A 20,615-nucleotide genomic window follows, 5' to 3' on the forward strand; every position below is an offset into this window, starting at 1 on the left:
ACCTCCTCGACGCTGGAGGCCCGCCGGGGTGAGTGGCAGGATCGGGACATGACGGATCCGAAGGACCCGGCCGGGGGCGCGTCCGGCGATTCTGCCGCGGATGACCCCGATCGCGTCCCGAGCCAGGCCGAGCTGGACGCCGAGGATCTGGCGGCCATCGAGCGGTCCTCGCGCGATCGGGACCAGTCCGCGCTCTATCCGACGCGGCCGGGCGATGCGGGACCGCCGCCGGAGGCGCTGGCGGTGCACGCACGCATCGTGTGGTGGGGCGCGGCCGTGATCGGTCTCGTGCTGACGATCTACGGCTTCTTCAACCTCGGCACCATCACCGACGATCTGCGCAACCGACTGCTCGAAGGAGTGGTCTCGGACCCGGCGAACTCTGCACCCGAGAGTGAGGTCGAGACCCTCGCCGGCTTCTTCCCGCCGTTCATGCTGGTGATGATCGTCGTCGTGCTCGCCATCGAGTACGCGTGCCTGGTGACCGCTGCGTCGCAACACAGCCGCCATCTCCGCAACTTCTTCCTGGCCGCCGTCGTCGTGCATCTGCTGTGTATCCCCGTCGGCGTCGACCTGCTGTTCCGATACCCGGACGTGTCGTCCGTCATGGTCGTCCTGAGCTACCTCCAGTTCGGTCTCCTGGTGGTCGCCGCCCTCTGCACCCTCCGGCGACCGGTCAACCAGTGGCTGCCGGAGTCGACCCGGATGAAGCCCACGCGGATGATGCGGGGACGGTGAACCGGACTCCGACACCGGTGTCGTGACCATCACGTCGCTGTGGCCGGTGTCGTCGGAATGTTCCGCGAGCGGGTCGGGTTGAACCGACCGTTGGCCCGAACCCGCACTGAGCATCCAGGAGGATTTCGAATGGCAATCGAACCGGTGTACACCATCTCGTCGAAGGCGTCCGGCGGCGGACGCGACGGCGAAGTCGTCTCGGCGAGCGGCCAGATCGATCTGGACCTGCGGCCGCCGAAGGAACTGGGTGGCAGCGGTGAGGGGACCAATCCCGAGGAATTGTTCTCGGCGGGTTATGCGGCCTGCTTCCTGAGCGCGCTGCGCGCCACCGCCAAGCAGGCCGACACCCCGGTGCCCGACGGGGCGACCGTGGACGTGGCCGTCGGGATCGGAAAAGACCCCGCGGACAACGGATTCGGTCTGACCGTCGCCATCGAGGTCTCGCTGCCCGGCCTCGACGAGGTCAAGGCCAAGGAACTCGCCGACCTCGCCTACACATTCTGTCCGTACTCGAAGGCGACCAAGGGCAACATCGACTCGTCGGTCACCGTACGCGTCTGATCGCCCGGCCCCCCGGTAATCACCAGCGCAGTCGGAGTCGTACTGCGCGCAGATATGACAAGAAGGGAATTCTTGATCATGACCACCCCGATCACCAGCACGCTCACCGACGAACAGCAGTCCGTCGCCGGAAAGGCGTTGCAGGACACCCTCGTCGACCTCATCGACCTGTCCCTCATCGCGAAGCAGGCGCACTGGAACGTCGTCGGCAAGCAGTTCCGGTCGGTGCATCTCGACCTCGATGAACTGGTCACGGTGTCCAGGGAGTTCACCGACGCGGCCGCCGAGCGGGCCACCGCGATCGGCGTGAGCCCGGACGGCCGCGCCGAGACAGTTGCCAAGACCGCCCACACCAAGGGATTCGGTGAGGGCTGGACCAAGGACAGCGACGTCGTCGAGTCGATCGTCGACAATCTCAAGGCAGTGGTCGCGGGTCTCCGCGAGCGAATCGGGATCACCGAGGAGGCCGATCCGGTCACTCAGGACCTGCTGATCTCGTTCGCGTCGAAACTCGAGCAGCTGCACTGGATGTGGCAGGCGCAGATCGCGTGAGCGAATTCGCCTGACCCTCCCACAGCAACGAACCCCCGTCGACTGCGACGGGGGTTCGTTGTGTCCGGGGGGCCTGATCAGTCGACGGACCGAGCAGATTCGGAGGTGCCGGGATCGGGGGTGTCTGGGGCGGGATCGGCGTCATCGTCGGCATAGGAGTCGCTGAAGGACACCCGAGGCGTGGTCGCCGAGTGGTACAGCGCGATGCCGACGTACACCAGGGCGGCCACCGCGAACACCGCGGACACGAGGATCGCCGCGATGTGTGCGACGGTCGCGAACACCCCGTCGAGCGGCCCGGTCGCGAGCGCTCCCGCACCGGCCAGCGCCGCGCCGAGCAGAGCCCACGCGGCACTCCGTATCCACGGGGCCACCACCGAGACGTAGAACAGCCGTTGGTAGATGGTCAGCGAGAACTCGTCGACCGCGGCCAGCCGGACCTCGTCGCCGCCGGCGAGGTCACGCAGTTCGCGCGCCAGCTGGGTCTGACGCTGCAGACTCGTCGATTCCCGCTCGCGGTACCGCACGAACCCGATCACGCCGAACGCCGTCGCCACGAGCCCCAACCCGACCATCACACCCCAGTAATCCACGACGTTCACGCTACAACTAGAACCTGTTGCAGTCGTGAAGCGGGTCACACGCCCTGGGCGGCGGTCGGCAGATCCCGGTGGACGCGACCCGGACGCGACCGAGGGAACGTGGCGCAGATTGATCACCGATCCATCGGCGGAACTGCCGACGGGCTGCAAGAATTCTCCCTCGGAGGACTTCGTTTTCGGCGGCGTTCACCCGCGGGTTCCGACCGGGCCCGGACACACGGACCTCTGCCTGTGGCGGGGCCGCATCGACGTGAAGGAGCACTCCGTGTCGACACTTCTGTCCACTCCGCCCAGCGCTGTCGAACTCGCCGCGTGCCCGACGCCGACGGAGCGGGCCGACCCGCTGCGCATCCTGGAAGCGCAGGCGCAGACCCGGGTCGCCGATCTCATCCCGGTTCGGCACGCGCGGATGTCGGCGACGCCGTTCACCTTCTATCGTGGTGCGGCCGCGGTGATGTCCGACGACCTGTCGAGAACGCCGGACACCGGGATCATCACCCAGCTGTGCGGCGACGCGCACCTGAGCAATCTGGGCCTCTTCTTCAGCCCGGAGCGTCGAATGGTGTTCGACCTGAACGACTTCGACGAGACGCACATCGGACCGTTCGAGTGGGACGTCAAGCGTCTCGCCGCGAGCTTCGCGATCGCCGGGCGTAACAACGGATTCGACGACGCGACCAATCGCAGGGTCGCCAAGACCGTTGCCAAGGCGTACCGGCGGGCGGTCGTGCGCAGTGCGTCGAAGACGACTCTGGAGAACTGGTACGCCGGGATCGACGTCGACCATTTCCTGGCGGAGTTCGGACCCAAGCTGGACACGTCGATGAGCGAGCGGACGCAGAAAGCACTGAAGAAGGCGCGGCACCGCGACAGTGCGCAGGCCCTCGCGAAGCTCTGTGTGATCGGCGCCGACGGCTCCGCGCACATCCGCAGCGACCCGCCGCTGCTGGTACCGCTGCACGAGCGGTTCCCGGCCGAGACCGCCGAGATCGTGGCCGAACGGGTCCGCGAGCGGGTCAGTGCCTACCGGGACACCGTGCCCTTGCACGTGCAGGCGCTCCTCGACCAGTTCGCGATCGTCGACATCGCGTTCAAGGTGGTCGGCGTCGGCAGTGTCGGCACGCGGGCGTGGATCATCCTGCTCACCGGAAAGGAGCTGGGTGATCCGTTGTTCTTGCAGGTCAAAGAAGCGCAGCGGTCGGTGCTCGCCGACCATGTGCCGGCATCGGGCTTCGACAACCAAGGGCAGCGGGTGGTCGAGGGTCAACGCCTGCTCCAGGCGACGAGCGACCTCTTCCTCGGCTGGTCGACCGGGATCGACGAGAACGGTGAGCGACGCGACTTCTACGTGCGGCAGCTCCGCGACGGAAAGGGTTCGGTCGTCGTCGAAGCCCTGAGCGCGGAGGGGATGAAGTTGTATGCACAGCTGTGCGGGCTGGTTCTCGGTCAGGCGCACGCCCGGACCGCGAGCCGGTTCCGGATCGCCGAGTACCTCGGGACCACGAAGGGTTTCAGTGACGCGATCGCCGAGTTCTCGCTCGCGTACGCGGATCTCAACGACTCCGACCACACCCGGATGATGGAGGCCATCGGTCGAGGCGAGCTCGAGGTGTACGACCTGGCGGCCGAGGGTAAGAGTTGAGTCCGACAGGGAAGGATGCGGGTGGAATCGACTGCGCGCGAGGATGAGACGTCGTTGCGGGAGCAGGTCGCCGCGCTGATGCCGCAGGCGAGATCGGATCTCGCGGAGATGGTCCGGTTCCGGTCGGTGCACGACCCACAGCAGTTCCCCGTCGAGGAGTGTGACGGGATGGTCGACTGGCTGCTGGCGGCCTTCGGTGCCGTCGGCGTCGACGACGCCGCCGCGCATGTCACCAGCGACGGCAGCAAGGCGATCACCGGGTCCATTCCCGGCCCGGAGGGTGCTCCGACCGTCCTGCTCTACTTCCACCACGACGTGCAACCGTCGCTCGGTGACGACGAATGGGACTCTCCCGTCTGGGAACTGACCGAGCGGGGCGGGCGGTGGTACGGCCGCGGAGCTGCCGACTGCAAGGGCAACATCGCCGTGCACCTCACCGCGTTGCGCGCACTCGCCGGCCGGGCCGGAGTGACCGTGAAGATCATCGGGGAAGGCTCGGAGGAGCAGGGGACCGGCGGCCTGGAGGACTTTGCGGTCCGGAACCCGGAGTTGCTTGCCGCCGACGCGATCCTGATCGCGGACTCCGGCAACTTCGCGGTCGGGAAACCGAGTCTGACGACGACGCTGCGCGGCATCGCGAACGTCGTCGTCTCCGTGGAGACGCTGGGGTCGGCGATGCACTCCGGAATGTTCGGCGGGGCCGCCCCAGATGCACTCGCGGCGCTCATCTCGATGCTCGCGACCCTGCGTGACGAGCACGGCAACACCACCGTCGCCGGACTCGATGCCGACGCCCGGTGGCCGGGTGTGTCCTACCCGCCCGACCGATTCCGCAGCGATGCAACGGTTCTCGACGGGGTCGACCTGGTCGGATCGGGATCGGTGTCCGACATGGTGTGGGCGCGCCCGGCCGCGACGGTGCTCGGCATCGACTGCCCGCCGGTGGTCGGATCGTCGGCGGCGGTGCAGCCGCGTGCGCGGGCGCGCATCAACCTCCGCGTGCCACCGGGGATGGACCCGATGGTTGCGCAGGACGCGCTCGTCGAGCATCTCCGCAAGGTCGCACCCTGGAACTCACGGGTGTCCTTCGAGCGCGAGGCGGTGGGCGCGCCCTTCGTCGGATCCACCAGCGGTCCGGCGTACGACACGCTCACCGGCGCCCTGTCGACCGCCTACGACAGCGAGGTGCTGATCCAGGGGCAGGGTGGATCGATCCCGTTGTGCAACGTTCTCCAGTCGCTGTTCCCCGACGCCGAGATCATGCTGTTCGGCGTCGAGGAACCGCGGTGCCTGATCCACGCACCCAACGAGAGCGTCGACCCGTCCGAGATCGAGCGGATCGCCCTGGCCGAGGCGCTCTTCCTGCGCGACTTCAGGTACCGCTGAAGCGGTGTAGCAGAGCTGTTTTGAGTTCCGGGCGGCTCGCGGCCACCAGGACGAACGCGGCTTCGCGGAACAACCGTTCGGTATCACTTCCGCGCACGACGCCGCGGCCGCCGTCCGCGGACACCAACGCGGCCGCGGCATCGAGCGCCAGAGCCGCGGCGTCGGCCCGGGCCGCCAGTAGTGCGGTGGCATCAGCCATCCCGGCGTCGAGCGCGGTTCGGACGACGTCGGCGCGCTCGCGCAGCGCCCGCCCCTCCCGGTGGTGGCCGCCGACATCGAGCAGTGCCGCACAGCGCCGCACCAGACCAAAGGGCAGGGTGCCGTTCAATCGGACGCCGACGTTCTGGGTCGCGAAGAATTCCGCGAGGCCCACGCGCGTGACCTCGCGATCGAACGGGACCATCAGACCGTCGACCCGGAGGGACACCGTGGTCGTCGCGGCGGCGGCGGACAGATCCACGGGTGTTGCCCGGACCGCTGCGGACGACCTGCCGCCGACCAGATCGGGCATGCGCAGGATCGCGGAGATGACGTCATCGGTCGCGGCGTCGCGCGCCGAGATCTGGAGCAGGTCGACGACACCCCAGCCGCTGACGAACGGCGCGTGCCCGTTCAGGAGCCAGCCGTCGTCGGTGCGCGTCGCGACCATCCGTGGTGGCGTGGGGACGACTCCGGCGTAGGCGACGCCTGCGCGTAGACGTCCGCTCACGGTCGCGTCGAGGAGTTCGCGACGTAGCTCGTCGTTGGTGCTCCGGGCGAGGGACAGGACGACGCCGTGGTGCTGGATCCAGGTGAAAGCGGTGGCGAGGCAACCACTGGTGAGCACTTCGAGGATCTCGGTGACCTCACCGAATTCGAGTCCCGGCCCGCCGGCCTCGACCGGCGCCGCGATGCCGTACAGGCCGGCGTCGGCCAGCGCTCGCCAGTGGGATTCGGGGACCGCTCCGGTGCGGTCCACCTCGCCGGCCGCCGGGAACAGGACCTCGTCGGCCACCCTGAGCGCTGCTGTTCGCAACTCGGCTAGTCGCTCGCCTCCGGCGTCCTGGGTGGTCACGACTCTCACAGTACGACGAGTGTCCGGGCCGGCAGGGAAGTTGGACGACTGACCGACTCCGCCGTCGCGGCCGCTCACGGAAGTTCGCGTCGCGCAGCACAATCGCGGGACCGGAATACTTGAAAGTGGGACCAAAGGCCCAAGACCGCAGGTGTGACCGTCGATAAACTCGTGTATCGGGTGGGAGCATTCTCTCGCGTGGAAGGAACCCAGGTGACCGCAGTCCTCAATGGTCGTGACGTTCAGTCGATACGTGTTGTGCCGGAATCGGTTTCGAGTGTAGTACGGTCGGACGTCCGGACGAGTGAGCGGTACCTGCGTGCCGCGGTCGCCGACCTCATCGAGCAGAATTTTCGTGATCCCGACTTCAGTGTGGAGGTCGTCGCCCGGCACCTGCACGTGAGCCGCCGGCACCTGTACCGGGTGCTCGCCGGTGGCACCACGTCGCTCGCCGAGATGATCGCCGATCGACGCCTGGAGTGGGCGGAGGGGCTGCTCATGGGTCCGGGCAACCTGAAACTCGAGGCCGTCGCCCACGCGTCGGGATTCGCCTCGACGGCGACGATGCGCAACCGCTTCCGGTCGAAGTTCGGCTGCACCCCCGACGAGTTCCGCCGGATGGCGCCAGCGTCGGGACCGGACGCCGAGGCCGGCTGAAACAACTCCGGCGCAGACCTTTTCATGTCTGCGCCGGAGTCGCGTCATCGTATGGCGTTGACCGTCACACCGTGCAGAGCGGTGAATAGTCGCTGCGACCACCGGTGGTCGGCGAGACGAGGAACGCGCACGGGTTGTACCCGACCTTCTCGATCTCCTTGGTCAGGCGACGCAACTCCGAGTTGGGGACCACCTTGTCGCGCGACAGCAGGAATCCCGATCCGCGCGAGGGGTCCCCGACGACCGCGTACCGGTACGGCCCGGCGGGATCCGGCCCGTCTTCGAGGTAGGCGACGATGTAGTTCGGTGCGCCGCCCGGGTTGATGCTGCCCGGTGTCTGTGGGAACCGGACGCTCAGTTGGGCATTGGTCTGCGGGTCGACGACCGTCGCACGGCCGACGACGCCACCACGCATGCCGGTGGGCCCGGTGCAGCGGTTGTCGACGCCGATCGTCTTGGCGTCGATATAGGTGTAGGTCGCGCTGGTGTCCCGGGCGCAGGTGACCCCGAAGAAAGACGGCACGGTGGCGAGCTGCCACCACTTGCCGAGGTAGCGATCCACCTCGACCTTCGCCACGGGGGCCAGCGGTGCGGCTTGTGCCGGACCCGTCCCGGCGGCGAAGCCGACGCTGAGGAGGACGCCGGCGACAAGGGCTGCGAGGGACCGGGTGATGCGCATGGTGTTCCTTTCGGGCGGTTCGTCGTCGCGCCGCCCAGGTGGAGCAGCGTCACCAGACGATTCGGACCGCATGCGCGTCGTGGATTGGTTACCCCCGCAGCCCTCGTCTCAGCGAAGTGTCGTCACTGCGTCAGAGCGGTCGGTCACAGGTTGTATTCGTTGTTGGGGTTCCAGGTGGAGACAGCCCAGATCACGATCAGGTCCAGCACGATGATCAGGATGGCCCACGCCGGGTAGTAAGGAAGCCACAGGAACTGGGCGATGATCGACAGCGAGGCGATGATGATCGCAGAGATCCGCGCCCAGTCGGCGCCCACCGCGAGACCGCCGGCGACGAGGACCCCGACGATGCCGAGGATCAGGTGGATCCAGCCCCAGGTGGTGAGGTCGAACTCGAAGATGTAGTTCTGGCCGGCGACGAACAAATCGTCGTTCGCGATGGCCGAGATGCCCTGGAAGATCGAGACCAAGCCGGCCACGAAGAGCAGCGCGGCGGCCACGATCGCGATACCGAAGGCGAAACCCTGCTTGGCAGACGAGTTGGCCTGCTGATCGGGGGAAGCGCTCATGGTTGGCGTGTCCTTTCAGTGGTTGTACGCCGATTCCTTGGTCCCGACCGACGGCGCGGCAGCACTGGTACGGATGGACCACATCAAGGATGGGATGTGCGACGCTACTTCGCACGGGTTTCAGCCACACCGGGCACATCTTTGACCAGGCGATTTAGTAGTCGGCCGGGGCGGGGTATAAGCTATCGCAGGCTACACACGGGGTGTGGCGCAGCTTGGTAGCGCGCTTCGTTCGGGACGAAGAGGTCGTGGGTTCGAATCCCGCCACCCCGACGCAAGGTTGAGATTGCAGAAGAGACCCTGACCTGGAGAAATCCGGTCGGGGTCTCCTCGTCTCTGCGGGGTCACTCCGGTTCCTCGGCCGACGACGACCGGCCACCGATGTGGGCCAGGATGATCGGATCGTCGGTGACGACGCGGTCCACCTCCTCGCCACCGTCGCAGCGCAGCAGACCCAGGGTGATTCCATCCGGTCCGTGATGGACCACCCGCCACGACGCCCCCGAATCCTCCCAGCGCAGCAGGTCGTCGAGTGTCATCGGGACGGGCCGGTCACCGACGGGCTCAGCTGCCGCGCGAGGTCGAGGAGATCCGTCGCGTGGAAGTCGTTGTCCGGCGAGCCGGAATCATCCTTCTCGTCCCCGCCCCACTCGTCCGGCCGCTCGACGAAGGCCGTCCGCAGGCCGAAGGAGCGCGCGGCGTCGAGATCGCTCTGGTGGGTGGCCACCATCATCACCTCGGCGGGCTCCACCTCGAGCAGATCCGCCAGCCCGCAGTAGGTCTCGCGCGCAGGTTTGTAGTGCCGCCAGAGGTCGGACCCGCCGATCACGTCCCAGGGGAACGCGTTGTACCGGGCCATGTCGGTGAGCAGTGCGACAGTGCCGTTGCTCAGTGCGCAGACGATGTGATCGCGTTTGAGGAGTTGCAGACCCTCGACCGCGTCCGGCCAGGCCGGAATCGTCCGCCACGCACGGACGAGGGTGCGGGCCTGATCGTCGTCGAGTGTCAGTGCAAACAGCGAGGCGACGTCGTGCAGCGTCTCGGTCTGCAGGTCGTCGAGGCGACGCCACGGCAGTTCGCCGGATTCCACGCGAGCCAGGATCGGCGAGTACCGGCGTCGCCACTCCTTCGCGAACGCCGCTGCGTCGACCTCCGGTGCGATCGCGCCGACGGCGCCGGAGATCCCGGTGAACCAGTCGGTGACCGTCCCGAAGGTGTCGAACGCCAGGACCTTCACGCGGGGATGAAGGTCAACGCTCACATGGTCTCCCGGGCCAGCTGCGGGAGCGACTGGTCGGCGTCGTAGTCGGCATCACCGTGCGACACAGGTGTGAGGGTGAGCAGGCTGGCCTCGGGGCGGCAGCAGAAGCGTGCCGGGGCGTACGGGGACGTGCCCAGACCCGCACTCACGTGGAGCTTCATCGACGACCCCCAGCTCGACGGACCCTTGACCCGGGAGCGATCCAACTGGCAGTTCGTCACCAACGCGCCGAAGAACGGCAGGCAGAGCTGGCCGCCGTGCGTGTGTCCGGCCATCACGAGGTCGTAGCCGTCCGCGGCGAACCGGTCGAGGACCCGCGGTTCGGGGGAGTGGGTGAGTCCGAGCCGCAAGTGTGCCAGCGGGTTCGGGCGGCCCGCGATCGTCTCGTAGCGGTCTCGCTCGATGTGGGGATCGTCGACGCCGGCCGCGACGACCCGCACGCCGCTGACCTCCAGCTCGCGGACCGTGTGCGTCGCGTCGAGCCATCCACGCTCGGTGAACGCCGCACGCAGATCCTGCCACGGCAGGGGCTCGCCGTGCGTGCGCTGATGGTCCTTCTTGAAGTACTTGAACGGATTCTTCGGCTTGGGGCCGAAATAGTCGTTGGACCCGAAGACGAACAGGCCGGGCCGCGACAACAACCCACCGAGCGACTGGATGACCGACGGCACGGCCTGCGGGTGCGCGAGGTTGTCCCCGGTGTTGACGACAAGGTCGGGTTCGAGCGCCTCGAGCTCGGCGATCCACGCCTGCTTGAGGCGTTGGTTGGGCATCATGTGCAGGTCGCTGATGTGCAGGACACGTAACGGCGAGGCGCCCGGTTCGAGAACGGACAGCGTCGTGTGTCGCAACGCAAAGGCGTTGCGCTCGATCACCGTCGAGTAGAGCAGTCCGGCGGCGGCGAGTCCCGCCGCGCCGGCCAGAGCGCGCGCGGGTACCCCGGAACCGGACGGACCGAGGCGAGAGATGCCGAGGCGTGCGATGTCGAGTTCGGAGTGCTGCATCACCCCAGAATACGCATCCCCCACGACGATCCCGCCCCGGTTTCGTGAGCAGCGCGGGCGGGGCGTCGATTGTCTGATCGCGGGTCAGCCGGGTAGCTGGATCACCACCGGGCCGACACCGGGTACCACGACGGTGGTCTCGGTGGGGCCGCCCTCGTCACCGCCGGCGCGGCGGCCGTTGCTGACGTAGATCGTCACGGTGCTGCCGGGCATGGCCGAGTCGGACGGTGCGGTGAAGACCACGGTGCCCTGCGGGCGTCCGCTGTCCACGTCGAGCTCGCTGACCTTGAACCCGGCACCCTGCAGGCGCGATGTGGCCTCGCTGGCGGGCAGGCCGCTGACCTGCGGGATACGGCCCCGGTCGCTGCCGTTCCAGTACTCGCGGTCGATCGGGGGCAGGTTGACGGGGCCGAACTTCGTCGCCACCGGTTTGACGGCCTGGAACCAGGTGCGCGCCGGTTCCATGCCGCCGTAGAGGTCGCCGTCGTAGCAGGAGCGCAGCGGACTGCTGCAGACGCCCTGCGGGTTCGGGCCGTCGCTGTAGACGTACGCGGCGCCGGCGATCTGGTTGGTGAACCCGACGAATGCCGAGGAGCGGTGCGCTTCCGTCGTGCCGGTCTTACCCGACATCGGCAGCGTCCAGCCCGCGGAGCCCGCGGCACCGGCCGCGGTGCCGGCGCCCACGTCGTCCTTGCTCATGGCGTTGGCCAGCGAGTGTGCCAGGCCTTCGTCCACGACCTGCTCGCACGGAGGTGGCGTGAACGGCACCGCGGTCAGGGCGCGCCGGCCGTCCGGTCCGATGACGGGGTTGCCGTACTGGTCCCGCTTGATCTGGCTGATCGACTTGATCGGGTTGGGCGGGCACCAGGTGCCGCCCGACGCGATGGTGGCGGCGACGTTGGCGAGCTCGAGGCCGTTGAGCGGTAGCGGGCCGAGGGTGAAGGAGCCGAAGTTCCCGTCCTTGACGTACTGGGCCATGCTCTTCTCGCCGTAACCCGACGACCCGGGGATGGTGTACGAACGCAGGCCCAGGCGGACGGCCATGTCGACCGCCGGCTTGACGCCGACCTGCTGCAGCAGCTTCACGAAAGCGGTGTTCGGCGACTGTGCCAGGGCGTTCGTCACCGACATCGACGCCGGGTAGCGGCCGTCGTTCTTGACGCAGTACGCATTGGCCGGACATCCGTTGGCCCCGCCGCTGTTGCCCATGCCCTCGACGGCGATGGACCCGGGGACGGGGATGTTCGAGCCGGCGCCGAGACCCTTCTCCATTGCGGCGGCGACGGTGAAGATCTTGAACACCGAGCCGGCACCGTCGCCGACCATCGAGAAGGGTTGTGGCTGCATCGTCTCGCCGCGGTTGAGATCGAGACCGTAGTCGCGGCTCGACGCCATCGAGAGCACGTCGTGCGATTTCTTGCCCGGACGCAGGGTGCTCATCACGTCGGCGACGCCGTCGGCGGTCGGGCTGGCCTGACTCTTCACCGCCCGCACCGTGGACCGCTGGATCTCGGGGTCGAGCGTGGTCTGGATGATGTAGCCGCCGCGCAGGACCGAGTTGCGGGACATGCCGTTCTCGGCCAGGAACTGCAGGGCGTAGTCGCAGAAGAAGCCGTTGTTGTCGGCCGCGATGCAGCCCTGGGTCGGGGTCCGCGGACTCGGGAGCACGCCCAGGGGCGCCTCCTTGGCCGCGACGAGCTCGGCGCGTCGTTCCGGGAAGTTGTCGATCATCGTGTCCAGCACGATGTTCCGGCGCGCGAGGGAGGCTTCGGGGTTCGAGTACGGATTCAGCGCGGAGCTGGACTGCACCATGCCGGCCAGCAACGCGGCCTGCTCGACCCGCAGGTCCTTGGCGGGGATGCCGAAGTAGGTCTGCGCGGCGGCCTCGATGCCGTAGGCGTTGTTGCCGAACGGGACGACGTTCAGGTACCGCGTGACGATCTGCTTCTTCGCCTCCTGCTTGGCAGCGGCGTCGTCGAGGCCCTTGTCGCGTTTCGCCTGATCGATCAGGGTCTGCTCGAGGGTCAGCGCCATGCGCACCTCGCGGAGCTTGCGCGCGGGTGTGGTCTCGATCGCGGCCTGGCGGTCCGCCTCGGTCCGTGCGAGCACCAGGAGCTGATAGTTCTTGATGTACTGCTGGTCGAGCGTCGACGCACCCTGCTGGACCTCGCCCGACGATGAGTTCTTCAGCGCGGCACGGATGGTGCCCTTCCAGTCGACGCCGTCGTGTTCCAGGAACCGGCGGTCCTCGACGGAGATGATCGCCCGGATCATGTCGGGCGAGATGTCGTTGTAGCCGACCTGATACCGGTACTGGTCGAACAGCACCGCGATCGGCTTCCCGTCGACGTCGGTCATCGTGGTGACCTCCGGCAACGTGCCGTTGAGCAGTTCGGAGGACACGTTCTCGACAGCGGCCGCCGCCCGGTTGGAGACGACGCCGATTCCGCTGGCCACGGGGTAGAGCAGGCCGGCGACGAGAACTCCGGCCAGCAGGCTCGCCCACGCCAGCGACCACAGTTTCTTCGACATCACCCCGACAGGATACGTGCGTTGGTTCCGAACATCGTCCTGCCTCGCCCGCGGCATCGGCGCAGCGTGGTCCCGAGCCGACGGTCGGGGTGCCCGCGGGTCGCCGGGCGGAGGTGCCGGAGGCCGCCGTCCGCGGGCCGTCCGTTCGGGTGAGTTTGCACGGTTGTCCCACTTTGTTCGCTCCAGGGGTTGCGCCCCCAAGCACAGATCCCTAGATTGAGTGCAGAATGTGACTCACTTAACAGTTCGCTGCAAATGTGGCTTGAGCAGCGAGGTCGAGACGTTCTCGCAGCTACGCAGATACGACAGGTAGGGGTGGCGGATGGCGACAGCGGCAGTTTCCAACGAAGAGGATCGCTTGGCGTGGGTTGCTCAGGCGCGTTGCCGAGGGGGAGACCCTGATGATCTGTTCGTGCGGGGCGCGGCCCAGCGCAAAGCCGCCACGATCTGCCGCCACTGCCCGGTGCAGCTCGAATGCGGTGCCGATGCACTCGACAACCGCGTCGAGTTCGGCGTCTGGGGCGGACTGACCGAACGTCAGCGTCGCGCACTCCTCCGCCAGCACCCCGAGGTCACGTCCTGGTCGGCGTTCTTCGCCGCGCAGCGCCGGCGGCACCGCGACGCCGTCTGACCTCTTCTCCGCCGAGCCGTGTCGAGTTGTTTCGACACGGCTCGTCGCACGCTCCTCGCCTGCTCAACCAGCAGGAGGCGGCTCGTCGCACGCTCCTCGCCTGCTCAACCAGCAGGGGGCGGTCTCGGCGCACGCCTCGCCTGCTCAACCAGCGGGTGACTGCTGGTCGCGCTCGGTGATCAGCCGCGGCCGGTGATCTGCTCGGCCACCGCGCGCAGGGCGGTCACATCGGCCACCTCGAACGGCAGCGCCGGGACCCCGACGATCGGCACCCGCGGGTGCGACGCCGTGAACCGTTGCAGCAGATGGAGTTCGCGCTTCCCGGTGGCGGCCCGATCCGCGTGAATCCGGAGTACACCGCGAGCCAGTTCGTCGTTGACCGATTCGAGGGCGACCAGCGCTGCCTCCTCGTGGATCGACGTCAGGTTCGGGTGGGTCCGGTTGAGGATCAGTCCGGCAAGCGGCATCGACTCCTCGGACAGGCGGTCGACGAAGAACGCGGCCTCCCGCAGGGCATCGGCTTCGGCCGCAGCCACCACCGCGAACTGGGTGCCCGGCTGTTTCAGCAGGGCATAGGTCTTCGCGGCGCGGTCCTGGAAGCCGCCGAACATCGAGTCCAGTGACTGCACGAAGGTCGCCACGTCGCGGAGCATCTCGCCGCCGATGATCGTCGAGACACCCCGCATGGCCAGGCTCATCGCGCCGGTCACCATCCGGCCGACGCCGCGACCGCCGCCGACCAGCACCTTCATCAGACGCCCGGACAGGAACGACCCCAACCGCTGCGGGGCGTCGAGGAAGTCCAGTGCGTTGCGCGACGGCGGGGTGTCGACGACGATCAGGTCCCAGTGGTCCTGCTCGAGAAGCTTGCCGAGCTTCTCCATCGCCATGTACTCCTGCGTCCCGGAGAACGACGAGGCGACCGTCTGATAGAAGGCGTTCTGCATGATCGCCTCGGCGCGTTCGGGAGTGGAGTACTCGAGCACCATCTCGTCGAACGTGCGCCGCATGTCGAGCATCATCGCGTCGAGCGTGCCCTTGCCGTCGATCGCGACCGGCTGCGGGTCGTTGGTGAGTTCGGACATCCCGAGCGACTGCGCCAGGCGCCGGGCCGGGTCGATCGTCAGCACGGCCACGGTCCGGCCCTGTTCGGCGGCGTACATCGCCATCGCGGCAGCAGTCGTTGTCTTGCCGACTCCGCCTGCGCCGCAACAGATCACGACGCGGGTCGCGGGGTCGGTGAGCACCGCGCCCATCTTGAGGTCGAGTGGCATCACGCACCCGCTTTCTGGAGGAGGTCGGCCAGCTCATAGATCGACCCCAGGTCGACGCCGTCACCGAGGGACGGCAGTTCGAGTGTCGGCATCTCCACCTCGTCGAGCTGTGCCTTGGCGATCTGCTGCGCCTGCAGGCGGGTCGCGTGCTCGATCGTCTCGGTGAGCAGGCCGGCCAGGTCCCCGTCGGCGAGCTTGAGTCCGGCGGCGGTGAGGCCGTCCTCGACACGCCCCGCGTCGACCCGACCTTCGGCGATCTCGTCGATCACCTCGGCGGGCAGGTGGGGTTCGCTGACGCGGTTGATGACGAGACTGCCGAGGTTGAGGTTCTTGCCCCGCAGTTCGTCGATCGCCTCGATCGTCTCCTGGATCGGCATCGCCTCGAGGAGCGTCACCAGGTGGATGATCGTCTCTTCCGAGTGGAGCAGGCGGACGACACCTTCGCTCTGGTTGCGGATCGGGCCGGTCTTGGCGAGGTCGGCCATGGCCTGGGTGACGTCGAGGAAATTGCCGATCCGGCCGGTCGGCGGCGCGTCGACGACCACCGCGTCGTACACGCGGTTGCCCTGCTTGTCGGTGTGGATGATGCGCTCTTTGATCTTGCCGGTGAGCAGGACGTCGCGGAGTCCGGGAGCGACCGTCGTCACGAAGTCGATCGCGCCGATCCGCTTCATCGCGCGGCCGGCGAAGCCGAGGTTGTAGAACATGTCGAGGTACTCGAGAAGGGCGTGCTCGATGTCGATGGCCAGCGCGGACACCTCGCCGCCGCCCTCGGCGGTCGCGATGCGGGTGTCGGTGGGTGGCAGCGGCGGGATGTCGAAGACCTGCGCGATGCCCTGGCGACCCTCGGTCTCGACGAGGAGGACCTTCTTGCCGTCGGCGGCGAGCGCGAGTGCGAGCGCCGCGGCGATCGTGGTCTTGCCGGTGCCGCCCTTGCCTGTCACGAAGTGCAGGCGAGCTCGCGCGGCGGCCGCCGGCCACTCGTTCTCGCGCGCGACGGAGGAGTTGTCTGTCACGCCGGAATCGAGCGCCTCACCCGACCCGGATCGTGAGCCCTGTTCGTTGGCCACCGCAACACCTTATCCATTGACCGTCGCCAGATAGGGTGAGTCCATGAGTGAAGTGACCGCGTGGGAATACGTGACCGTGCCGCTGCTGACGCACGCCACGAAGCAGATCCTCGATCAGTGGGGCGCAGACGGTTGGGAACTGGTTTCGGTTCTGCCCGGTCCCACCGGCGAGCAGCACGTCGCTTACCTGAAGCGACCGAAGGGCTGACCATGGCGACCACGTGGACCGATCGTCTGGCCGAACTGGGCATCGAACTCCCGTCGGTGGTGCCACCGGTGGCGAGCTACACCCCGGCCGTGCGCACCGGCAACCTCGTCTACACCTCGGGACAGCTGCCCATCGTCGACGGCGAACTGTCGGCGCGGGGCAAGGTCCATGAGGGCGCCGAAGGCGTCGTTCGGCCGGATGAGGCGACTGCGGCAGCTCGGGTCTGTGCGCTCAATGCCCTCGCCGCGATCCACGCGCTGGTCGGGATCGACTCGGTCGTCCGGGTGGTCAAGGTCGTGGGGTTCGTCTCGTCCGCACCGGGTTTCACCGGGCAGCCGGCGGTGATCAACGGGGCGTCGGACGTCCTCGGTGAGATCTTCGGCGACGCCGGCGTGCACGCCCGGTCCGCTGTCGGGGTCGCCGAACTCCCGCTCGGTGCACCGGTCGAGGTGGAACTGATCGTCGAAGTGGCCTGACGTCTCCGTTGGACGTCGCGCTGCTGATCGCGGCGGCCGCCGCGGCCGGGTGGGTCGACGCCGTGGTCGGCGGCGGTGGCCTCGTGCTGATCCCGGCGATGCTGATCGCCCAGCCGGGGTTGCCGATAGCGACGGCCCTGGGGACCAACAAGCTGGCGGCGGTCTTCGGGACCGCGTCGGCAGCGTGGCGTTACGTGCGGCACGTCCGGATCGATCTTCGTCGCCTGATCCCGGTGTTCGTTGCGGCGCTCGTCTTCTCGGCCCTCGGCGCGACGGTGGCCGTCGTCCTGCCCACCGAGATCTTCACGCCGATCGTGCTGGTCATGCTGGTCGGGGTCGGACTGTTCGTCGCGCTCAATCCCGGCTTCGGGACCGACGCGTCGACGGGACCGCGCTCGCGCGTCTCGACGATCGCGGGTCTGGTGCTGGCCGGTGTCGTCGTGGCCTTCTACGACGGGGTGATGGGTCCTGGGACCGGTACCTTTCTGATCATCAGCCTGACCGCGCTGGTCGGGACGAGTTTCCTGGAGAGCTCGGCGATGGCGAAGGTCATCAACACCGGTACCAACCTCGGCGCCCTCACGGTCTTCGGCCTGCAGGGAAATGTGCTGTGGCTCTTGGGTCTCGGCCTGGCCATCGCCAACGTCGTCGGCGCCCAGATCGGCTCGCACATGGCGATCGGCCGCGGCAGTTCGTTCGTGCGGTGGGTCCTGCTGGCCGTCGTCGTCGTGATGGTGGGGAAGCTCGGGTACGACCTGATCGTCGGCTGAGGTGGCCGGACTCGGCGGACAGCGCTGTGGAACGGCATCGGCCGAACTATGCTCTCCTCGTCGACCCCGCAGCGGACGGGTCGCGACCCGATCGTCGTAGAGGCGGTGCATCATCAGCGATTCGACGGCTTCCGAGGCCGCGACGCCGCTGTCGGGAAAGCAGCGGGTCCTCGCGCTGCTCCTCGCGATGGCGATGTTCGTTCTCGTCGTGGACACCTCGTTCATGAATGTGTCCATATCGGCGGTGGTCCGTGATCTGGACACGACCGTGAGCGGTGTGCAGTCGGCGATTGCGCTCGAGGCGTTGGTGTCCGCCGCGTTCATCCTGATCGGGGGCAAGGTCGGGGATCTGATCGGTCGCCGGCGGGCCTACGTGATCGGTTTGCTCGCCTATGCCGTGGGCGCGTCGGCCATGGCGCTCGCACAAGGTCTCACGACGATCATCGTCTTCTGGGCGATCGTCGGCGGGATAGGGGCTTCCCTGCTCCTGCCCGCGATGCAGTCGCTGGTACACGGCAACTTTCACGGCGGCGACCAGAAGCGGGTCTACGCCCTCGTGGGCGCCGCCGCCGCGATCGCGGCCGCCGTCGGCCCGCTCCTGGGCGGTTTCATCACCACATACCTGTCCTGGCGGATCGCCTTCGTCGGTGAGGTCGTCATCATCGCGATCGTGTTGTGCGGCATCGGTTTGGTCCGCGACGTCGAGTACACGGGTCCACGGGGAGTCGACCCCGTCGGTGCTCTGCTCTCGGTGCTGGGAATGGGTGGGATCGTGCTGGGGATCCTCGTCTGGCAGGAGGGCGGTGAGGCCGTCGGCATCCTGCTGGTCCTGGGTGCCGCGGGTCTGGGCGGACTGACCTGGTGGCTGACCCGCCGGCGGCGCGCCGGGCGGCCCACGCTATTGGACCCGGACCTGTTTCGCTCCAAGCCGTTCCGCCTGGGCGTCAGCCAGCAGTTGCTGCAGCAGATCGCTCTCGGCGGCATCATGATCTCGCTGCCGATCTATCTGCAGATGGTCCTCGAGTACGACGCCATGGAGGCCGGGTTGTCCCTGGCGCCCCTGTCGCTCAGCATGTTCGCGGTCGCGCTGGTCGCCGGTCGGCGGACACACACCCGGCCCCCGTCGACGTTGGTGCTCATCGGTTTCGGCTTGCTCACGCTCGGGGTCGCGGTTCTGCTCCCGATCGTGCCGCGGGCGGACTTCGGCTGGGGTCTCGTCGTGCCACTCGTCGTGGCGGGTGCCGGCCTGGGGCTGCTCGTCTCGCAGCTGAACGACTACACGCTCGGGCCGATGAGCGACGAGCGTGTGAGCGAGGCGGCCGGAACCAACTCTGCGGCCGGATCATTCGGTCTGTCCTTCGGACTCGCGAGTGCCGGTGCGATCCTGTTGGCCTCGCTCGCCTTCGGATTCGCGCGCGAGGCAAAGTCCAGCGAGGTCCTGGCGCCCGCGGAACAGCAGCGGGTGGCGCAGGTGCTCGACGACGACGCACAGGTCATGAGCAATACACAACTGACCGAGTTGCTGGCCGGGCAGCCCACGGACGTAAGCGACGAGATCATCCGGATCAACACCGAAGTCCGGCCGGTCGCGCTACAGGTGGCGCTTGTGGTCCCACTCGCTGCGGGTGTTCTCGGCACGATCAATTCGCTGCGGATGCGGAGCAGACCCGGTCGTCCGCGATCATGAGTGAGAACGTCGCTCTGCAACGGCGGACCATCGTCCTGCTGTGCACGGCCCAGATCCTGGCCGGCCTGTCGATGGGCGGAGCGCTGGCGCTCGGGGCGATCCTCGGTGAGGAACTGTCGGGAACGGCGTCCCTGGCCGGGATACCGACGACCGTGGTCACGCTGGGGGCCGCGGCCGCCGGTCTCCCGCTGGCGTCCCTGGCCGCCGGACGCGGGCGGCGTCCCGCGTTGACCACGGGCCTGGTGATCGCCGGGGCCGGTTCGCTGGTCGTGGCCGCCGCCGTCGATCGCGGCTGGTTCGCGTTGATGCTCGTCGGGATGGCCGGGGTGGGGTCGGGCACCGCGGTGAGTCTGCAGGCACGTTTCGCGGCAACGGATCTGTCGTCGGCCGGCACTCGTGGCCGCGACCTCTCGCTCGTGGTGTGGACGACGATGGTCGGCGCGGTGATCGGGCCGGCGGTGGTCCCGATCGGCGCCACCGTCGCCGGGTGGTTCGCGATGGCCGATCTGTCGGGACCGTTCCTCGTGGGTGCGGTCGGGTGCCTCGGGGCGGCGGCCGTGCTGTTCGTCGGCCTCCGCCCCGACCCGCTGGTCGTGGCGACCGGCGACACGGACGGGGGTCGTGTCAAAGCGTCGCTGGCCGAGGGGCTCTCGGCGATCACGCACTCGCCGCCGGCGCGGGCCGCGATGGCCGCGGTGGTGTCGGCGCACGCGGTCATGGTCGGGGTGATGGCGCTGACGCCGGTCCACATGCATCACGGGGGCGCCTCGGTGACGCTGGTCGGCCTGTCGATCAGCGCGCACATCGCCGGGATGTACGCGCTCGCACCGGTGATGGGCCTGCTCGCCGACCGGACCGGCCGGATCCCGGTGATCCTCGGCGGTCAGGCGACACTCGTCGTCAGCTGCGTGGTCGGATTCGTCTTCGCGGAATCGCAGACGGGTCTCGTCGTCGCGCTGGTCCTGCTCGGCGTGGGATGGTCGGCGTCGACGGTGGCGGCCTCCACGCTCCTCACCGACAGTGTCGACACCGCGCGACGCGCACCGGCGCAGGGGGTTTCGGACACCGCGATGAGTCTGGCCGGCGCGGCCGCGGGCGCGCTCTCCGGACTCGTCGTCGGGGCCTTCGGCTACGGGGTCCTGGTGCTCGGCGCCGCCGTGATCGCGGTGCTGACGGCGGCCTACGTGGTGCTCGACGGTGTCCGCGACCGACGACGGACCGCCATGGCCTAGGGTTCGACACACGGACGGGGACACCAGGGA

The 20,615-nt window shown here is 68.2% G+C and carries 22 protein-coding genes and 1 tRNA gene; 13 read left to right on the plus strand and 10 right to left on the minus strand.

Going from position 1 to position 20,615, the window contains the following annotated elements:
* The first annotated feature begins 48 nt into the window (after window positions 1-48).
* The 3 genes from KB201_RS06810 to KB201_RS06820 all read left to right on the plus strand — a co-directional run bounded on the left by KB201_RS06810 (window position 49) and on the right by KB201_RS06820 (window position 1,851).
* Window positions 49-738, plus strand: coding sequence for a hypothetical protein (locus KB201_RS06810; protein ID WP_058251070.1), 690 nt, complete (start codon window positions 49-51; stop codon window positions 736-738).
* A 129-nt stretch (window positions 739-867) separates the two neighbouring features.
* The gene (locus KB201_RS06815) at window positions 868-1,299 is read left to right on the plus strand and encodes an organic hydroperoxide resistance protein (RefSeq protein WP_058251071.1); all 432 of its coding nucleotides are present in this window, start codon (window positions 868-870) and stop codon (window positions 1,297-1,299) included.
* Window positions 1,300-1,377: 78 nt separating this feature from the next.
* Window positions 1,378-1,851 (plus strand): Dps family protein, encoded by a 474-nt coding sequence (locus KB201_RS06820; protein ID WP_058251072.1) that lies wholly within the window; start codon window positions 1,378-1,380, stop codon window positions 1,849-1,851.
* A 77-nt stretch (window positions 1,852-1,928) separates the two neighbouring features.
* Here the strand turns inward: KB201_RS06820 and KB201_RS06825 are convergent, their stop codons facing one another.
* On the minus strand, window positions 1,929-2,453 hold the full coding sequence (locus KB201_RS06825) for a hypothetical protein (protein ID WP_091344296.1): 525 nt from the start codon (window positions 2,451-2,453) through the stop codon (window positions 1,929-1,931).
* Window positions 2,454-2,718: 265 nt separating this feature from the next.
* Here KB201_RS06825 and KB201_RS06830 point away from each other — a divergent pair, with 265 nt between their 5' ends.
* Both KB201_RS06830 and KB201_RS06835 read left to right on the plus strand, forming a co-directional pair.
* Window positions 2,719-4,095, plus strand: a complete 1,377-nt coding sequence (locus tag KB201_RS06830; protein ID WP_058251149.1) for a DUF2252 domain-containing protein — start codon at window positions 2,719-2,721, stop codon at window positions 4,093-4,095.
* Window positions 4,096-4,110: 15 nt separating this feature from the next.
* Window positions 4,111-5,481, plus strand: coding sequence for a dipeptidase (locus KB201_RS06835; protein ID WP_175404292.1), 1,371 nt, complete (start codon window positions 4,111-4,113; stop codon window positions 5,479-5,481).
* On the opposite strand, the gene KB201_RS06840 is transcribed toward KB201_RS06835, so the two are convergent.
* Window positions 5,468-6,535 (minus strand): acyl-CoA dehydrogenase family protein, encoded by a 1,068-nt coding sequence (locus KB201_RS06840; protein WP_058251074.1) that lies wholly within the window; start codon window positions 6,533-6,535, stop codon window positions 5,468-5,470. The two genes, KB201_RS06835 and KB201_RS06840, sit on opposite strands and share 14 nt — an antisense overlap.
* Before the next feature lie 213 nt (window positions 6,536-6,748).
* Here KB201_RS06840 and KB201_RS25165 point away from each other — a divergent pair, with 213 nt between their 5' ends.
* The gene (locus KB201_RS25165) at window positions 6,749-7,192 is read left to right on the plus strand and encodes a helix-turn-helix transcriptional regulator (RefSeq protein ID WP_058251150.1); all 444 of its coding nucleotides are present in this window, start codon (window positions 6,749-6,751) and stop codon (window positions 7,190-7,192) included.
* A 64-nt stretch (window positions 7,193-7,256) separates the two neighbouring features.
* Here the strand turns inward: KB201_RS25165 and KB201_RS06850 are convergent, their stop codons facing one another.
* On the minus strand, window positions 7,257-7,871 hold the full coding sequence (locus KB201_RS06850) for a lipocalin family protein (RefSeq protein ID WP_058251075.1): 615 nt from the start codon (window positions 7,869-7,871) through the stop codon (window positions 7,257-7,259).
* 143 nt (window positions 7,872-8,014) lie between these two features.
* Window positions 8,015-8,440: a hypothetical protein gene (locus KB201_RS06855; RefSeq protein WP_058251076.1), complete on the minus strand. Its 426-nt coding sequence runs from the start codon at window positions 8,438-8,440 to the stop codon at window positions 8,015-8,017.
* Window positions 8,441-8,639: 199 nt separating this feature from the next.
* Here KB201_RS06855 and KB201_RS06860 point away from each other — a divergent pair.
* Window positions 8,640-8,713 (plus strand) — tRNA-Pro (locus KB201_RS06860).
* 71 nt (window positions 8,714-8,784) lie between these two features.
* On the opposite strand, the gene KB201_RS06865 is transcribed toward KB201_RS06860, so the two are convergent.
* The 4 genes from KB201_RS06865 to KB201_RS06880 all read right to left on the minus strand — a co-directional run bounded on the left by KB201_RS06865 (window position 8,785) and on the right by KB201_RS06880 (window position 13,237).
* Window positions 8,785-8,979: a hypothetical protein gene (locus KB201_RS06865; RefSeq protein ID WP_058251077.1), complete on the minus strand. Its 195-nt coding sequence runs from the start codon at window positions 8,977-8,979 to the stop codon at window positions 8,785-8,787.
* The gene (locus KB201_RS06870; RefSeq protein WP_058251078.1) at window positions 8,976-9,701 is read right to left on the minus strand and encodes a haloacid dehalogenase type II; all 726 of its coding nucleotides are present in this window, start codon (window positions 9,699-9,701) and stop codon (window positions 8,976-8,978) included. Before KB201_RS06870 ends, KB201_RS06865 begins: the two co-directional genes overlap by 4 nt.
* On the minus strand, window positions 9,698-10,705 hold the full coding sequence (locus tag KB201_RS06875) for a metallophosphoesterase (RefSeq protein ID WP_058251079.1): 1,008 nt from the start codon (window positions 10,703-10,705) through the stop codon (window positions 9,698-9,700). The genes KB201_RS06870 and KB201_RS06875 overlap by 4 nt, the downstream gene beginning before the upstream one ends.
* A gap of 84 nt (window positions 10,706-10,789) precedes the next feature.
* Window positions 10,790-13,237 (minus strand): penicillin-binding protein, encoded by a 2,448-nt coding sequence (locus tag KB201_RS06880; RefSeq protein WP_058251080.1) that lies wholly within the window; start codon window positions 13,235-13,237, stop codon window positions 10,790-10,792.
* Between the two features lie 322 nt (window positions 13,238-13,559).
* Here KB201_RS06880 and KB201_RS06885 point away from each other — a divergent pair, with 322 nt between their 5' ends.
* A complete protein-coding gene (locus KB201_RS06885) occupies window positions 13,560-13,868 on the plus strand; it encodes a WhiB family transcriptional regulator (RefSeq protein WP_004022078.1) in 309 nt (102 codons plus the stop codon).
* Between the two features lie 179 nt (window positions 13,869-14,047).
* Here the strand turns inward: KB201_RS06885 and KB201_RS06890 are convergent, their stop codons facing one another.
* Both KB201_RS06890 and KB201_RS06895 read right to left on the minus strand, forming a co-directional pair.
* A complete protein-coding gene (locus KB201_RS06890; RefSeq protein ID WP_058251081.1) occupies window positions 14,048-15,142 on the minus strand; it encodes an ArsA family ATPase in 1,095 nt (364 codons plus the stop codon).
* On the minus strand, window positions 15,142-16,212 hold the full coding sequence (locus tag KB201_RS06895) for an ArsA-related P-loop ATPase (protein WP_058251082.1): 1,071 nt from the start codon (window positions 16,210-16,212) through the stop codon (window positions 15,142-15,144). Before KB201_RS06895 ends, KB201_RS06890 begins: the two co-directional genes overlap by 1 nt.
* Window positions 16,213-16,255: 43 nt before the next feature.
* Here KB201_RS06895 and KB201_RS06900 point away from each other — a divergent pair, with 43 nt between their 5' ends.
* From KB201_RS06900 to KB201_RS06920, 5 genes are all read left to right on the plus strand, one after another.
* The gene (locus tag KB201_RS06900) at window positions 16,256-16,420 is read left to right on the plus strand and encodes a DUF4177 domain-containing protein (RefSeq protein WP_004022081.1); all 165 of its coding nucleotides are present in this window, start codon (window positions 16,256-16,258) and stop codon (window positions 16,418-16,420) included.
* A 2-nt stretch (window positions 16,421-16,422) separates the two neighbouring features.
* Entirely contained in the window at window positions 16,423-16,896 is a 474-nt protein-coding gene (locus KB201_RS06905) for a RidA family protein (protein ID WP_058251083.1), read from the plus strand.
* 8 nt (window positions 16,897-16,904) lie between these two features.
* Window positions 16,905-17,666: a TSUP family transporter gene (locus KB201_RS06910; RefSeq protein WP_058251084.1), complete on the plus strand. Its 762-nt coding sequence runs from the start codon at window positions 16,905-16,907 to the stop codon at window positions 17,664-17,666.
* A 187-nt stretch (window positions 17,667-17,853) separates the two neighbouring features.
* Entirely contained in the window at window positions 17,854-19,353 is a 1,500-nt protein-coding gene (locus KB201_RS06915; protein ID WP_307848051.1) for an MFS transporter, read from the plus strand.
* Window positions 19,350-20,585, plus strand: coding sequence for an MFS transporter (locus KB201_RS06920; protein ID WP_211538699.1), 1,236 nt, complete (start codon window positions 19,350-19,352; stop codon window positions 20,583-20,585). Before KB201_RS06915 ends, KB201_RS06920 begins: the two co-directional genes overlap by 4 nt.
* The last annotated feature ends 30 nt before the right edge of the window (window positions 20,586-20,615 follow it).

The organism is Gordonia sp. SCSIO 19800 (assembly GCF_018132775.1).
GTDB classification, from domain to species: Bacteria; Actinomycetota; Actinomycetes; order Mycobacteriales; family Mycobacteriaceae; genus Gordonia; species Gordonia hongkongensis.

Bases quoted from the DNA above. Each gene is read 5' to 3' on its own strand.
- KB201_RS06885 (WP_004022078.1), top strand. From the start codon at position 13,560: ATGGCGACAGCGGCAGTTTCCAACGAAGAGGATCGCTTGGCGTGGGTT.
- KB201_RS06820 (WP_058251072.1), top strand. From the start codon at position 1,378: ATGACCACCCCGATCACCAGCACGCTCACCGACGAACAGCAGTCCGTC.
- KB201_RS06875 (WP_058251079.1), bottom strand. From the start codon at position 10,705: ATGCAGCACTCCGAACTCGACATCGCACGCCTCGGCATCTCTCGCCTC.
- KB201_RS06915 (WP_307848051.1), top strand. From the start codon at position 17,854: ATGGCGATGTTCGTTCTCGTCGTGGACACCTCGTTCATGAATGTGTCC.
- KB201_RS06835 (WP_175404292.1), top strand. From the start codon at position 4,111: ATGCGGGTGGAATCGACTGCGCGCGAGGATGAGACGTCGTTGCGGGAG.
- KB201_RS06850 (WP_058251075.1), bottom strand. From the start codon at position 7,871: ATGCGCATCACCCGGTCCCTCGCAGCCCTTGTCGCCGGCGTCCTCCTC.
- KB201_RS06815 (WP_058251071.1), top strand. From the start codon at position 868: ATGGCAATCGAACCGGTGTACACCATCTCGTCGAAGGCGTCCGGCGGC.
- KB201_RS06900 (WP_004022081.1), top strand. From the start codon at position 16,256: ATGAGTGAAGTGACCGCGTGGGAATACGTGACCGTGCCGCTGCTGACG.
- KB201_RS06920 (WP_211538699.1), top strand. From the start codon at position 19,350: ATGAGTGAGAACGTCGCTCTGCAACGGCGGACCATCGTCCTGCTGTGC.
- KB201_RS06865 (WP_058251077.1), bottom strand. From the start codon at position 8,979: ATGACACTCGACGACCTGCTGCGCTGGGAGGATTCGGGGGCGTCGTGG.
- KB201_RS06855 (WP_058251076.1), bottom strand. From the start codon at position 8,440: ATGAGCGCTTCCCCCGATCAGCAGGCCAACTCGTCTGCCAAGCAGGGT.
- KB201_RS06890 (WP_058251081.1), bottom strand. From the start codon at position 15,142: ATGCCACTCGACCTCAAGATGGGCGCGGTGCTCACCGACCCCGCGACC.
- KB201_RS06880 (WP_058251080.1), bottom strand. From the start codon at position 13,237: ATGTCGAAGAAACTGTGGTCGCTGGCGTGGGCGAGCCTGCTGGCCGGA.
- KB201_RS06810 (WP_058251070.1), top strand. From the start codon at position 49: ATGACGGATCCGAAGGACCCGGCCGGGGGCGCGTCCGGCGATTCTGCC.
- KB201_RS06905 (WP_058251083.1), top strand. From the start codon at position 16,423: ATGGCGACCACGTGGACCGATCGTCTGGCCGAACTGGGCATCGAACTC.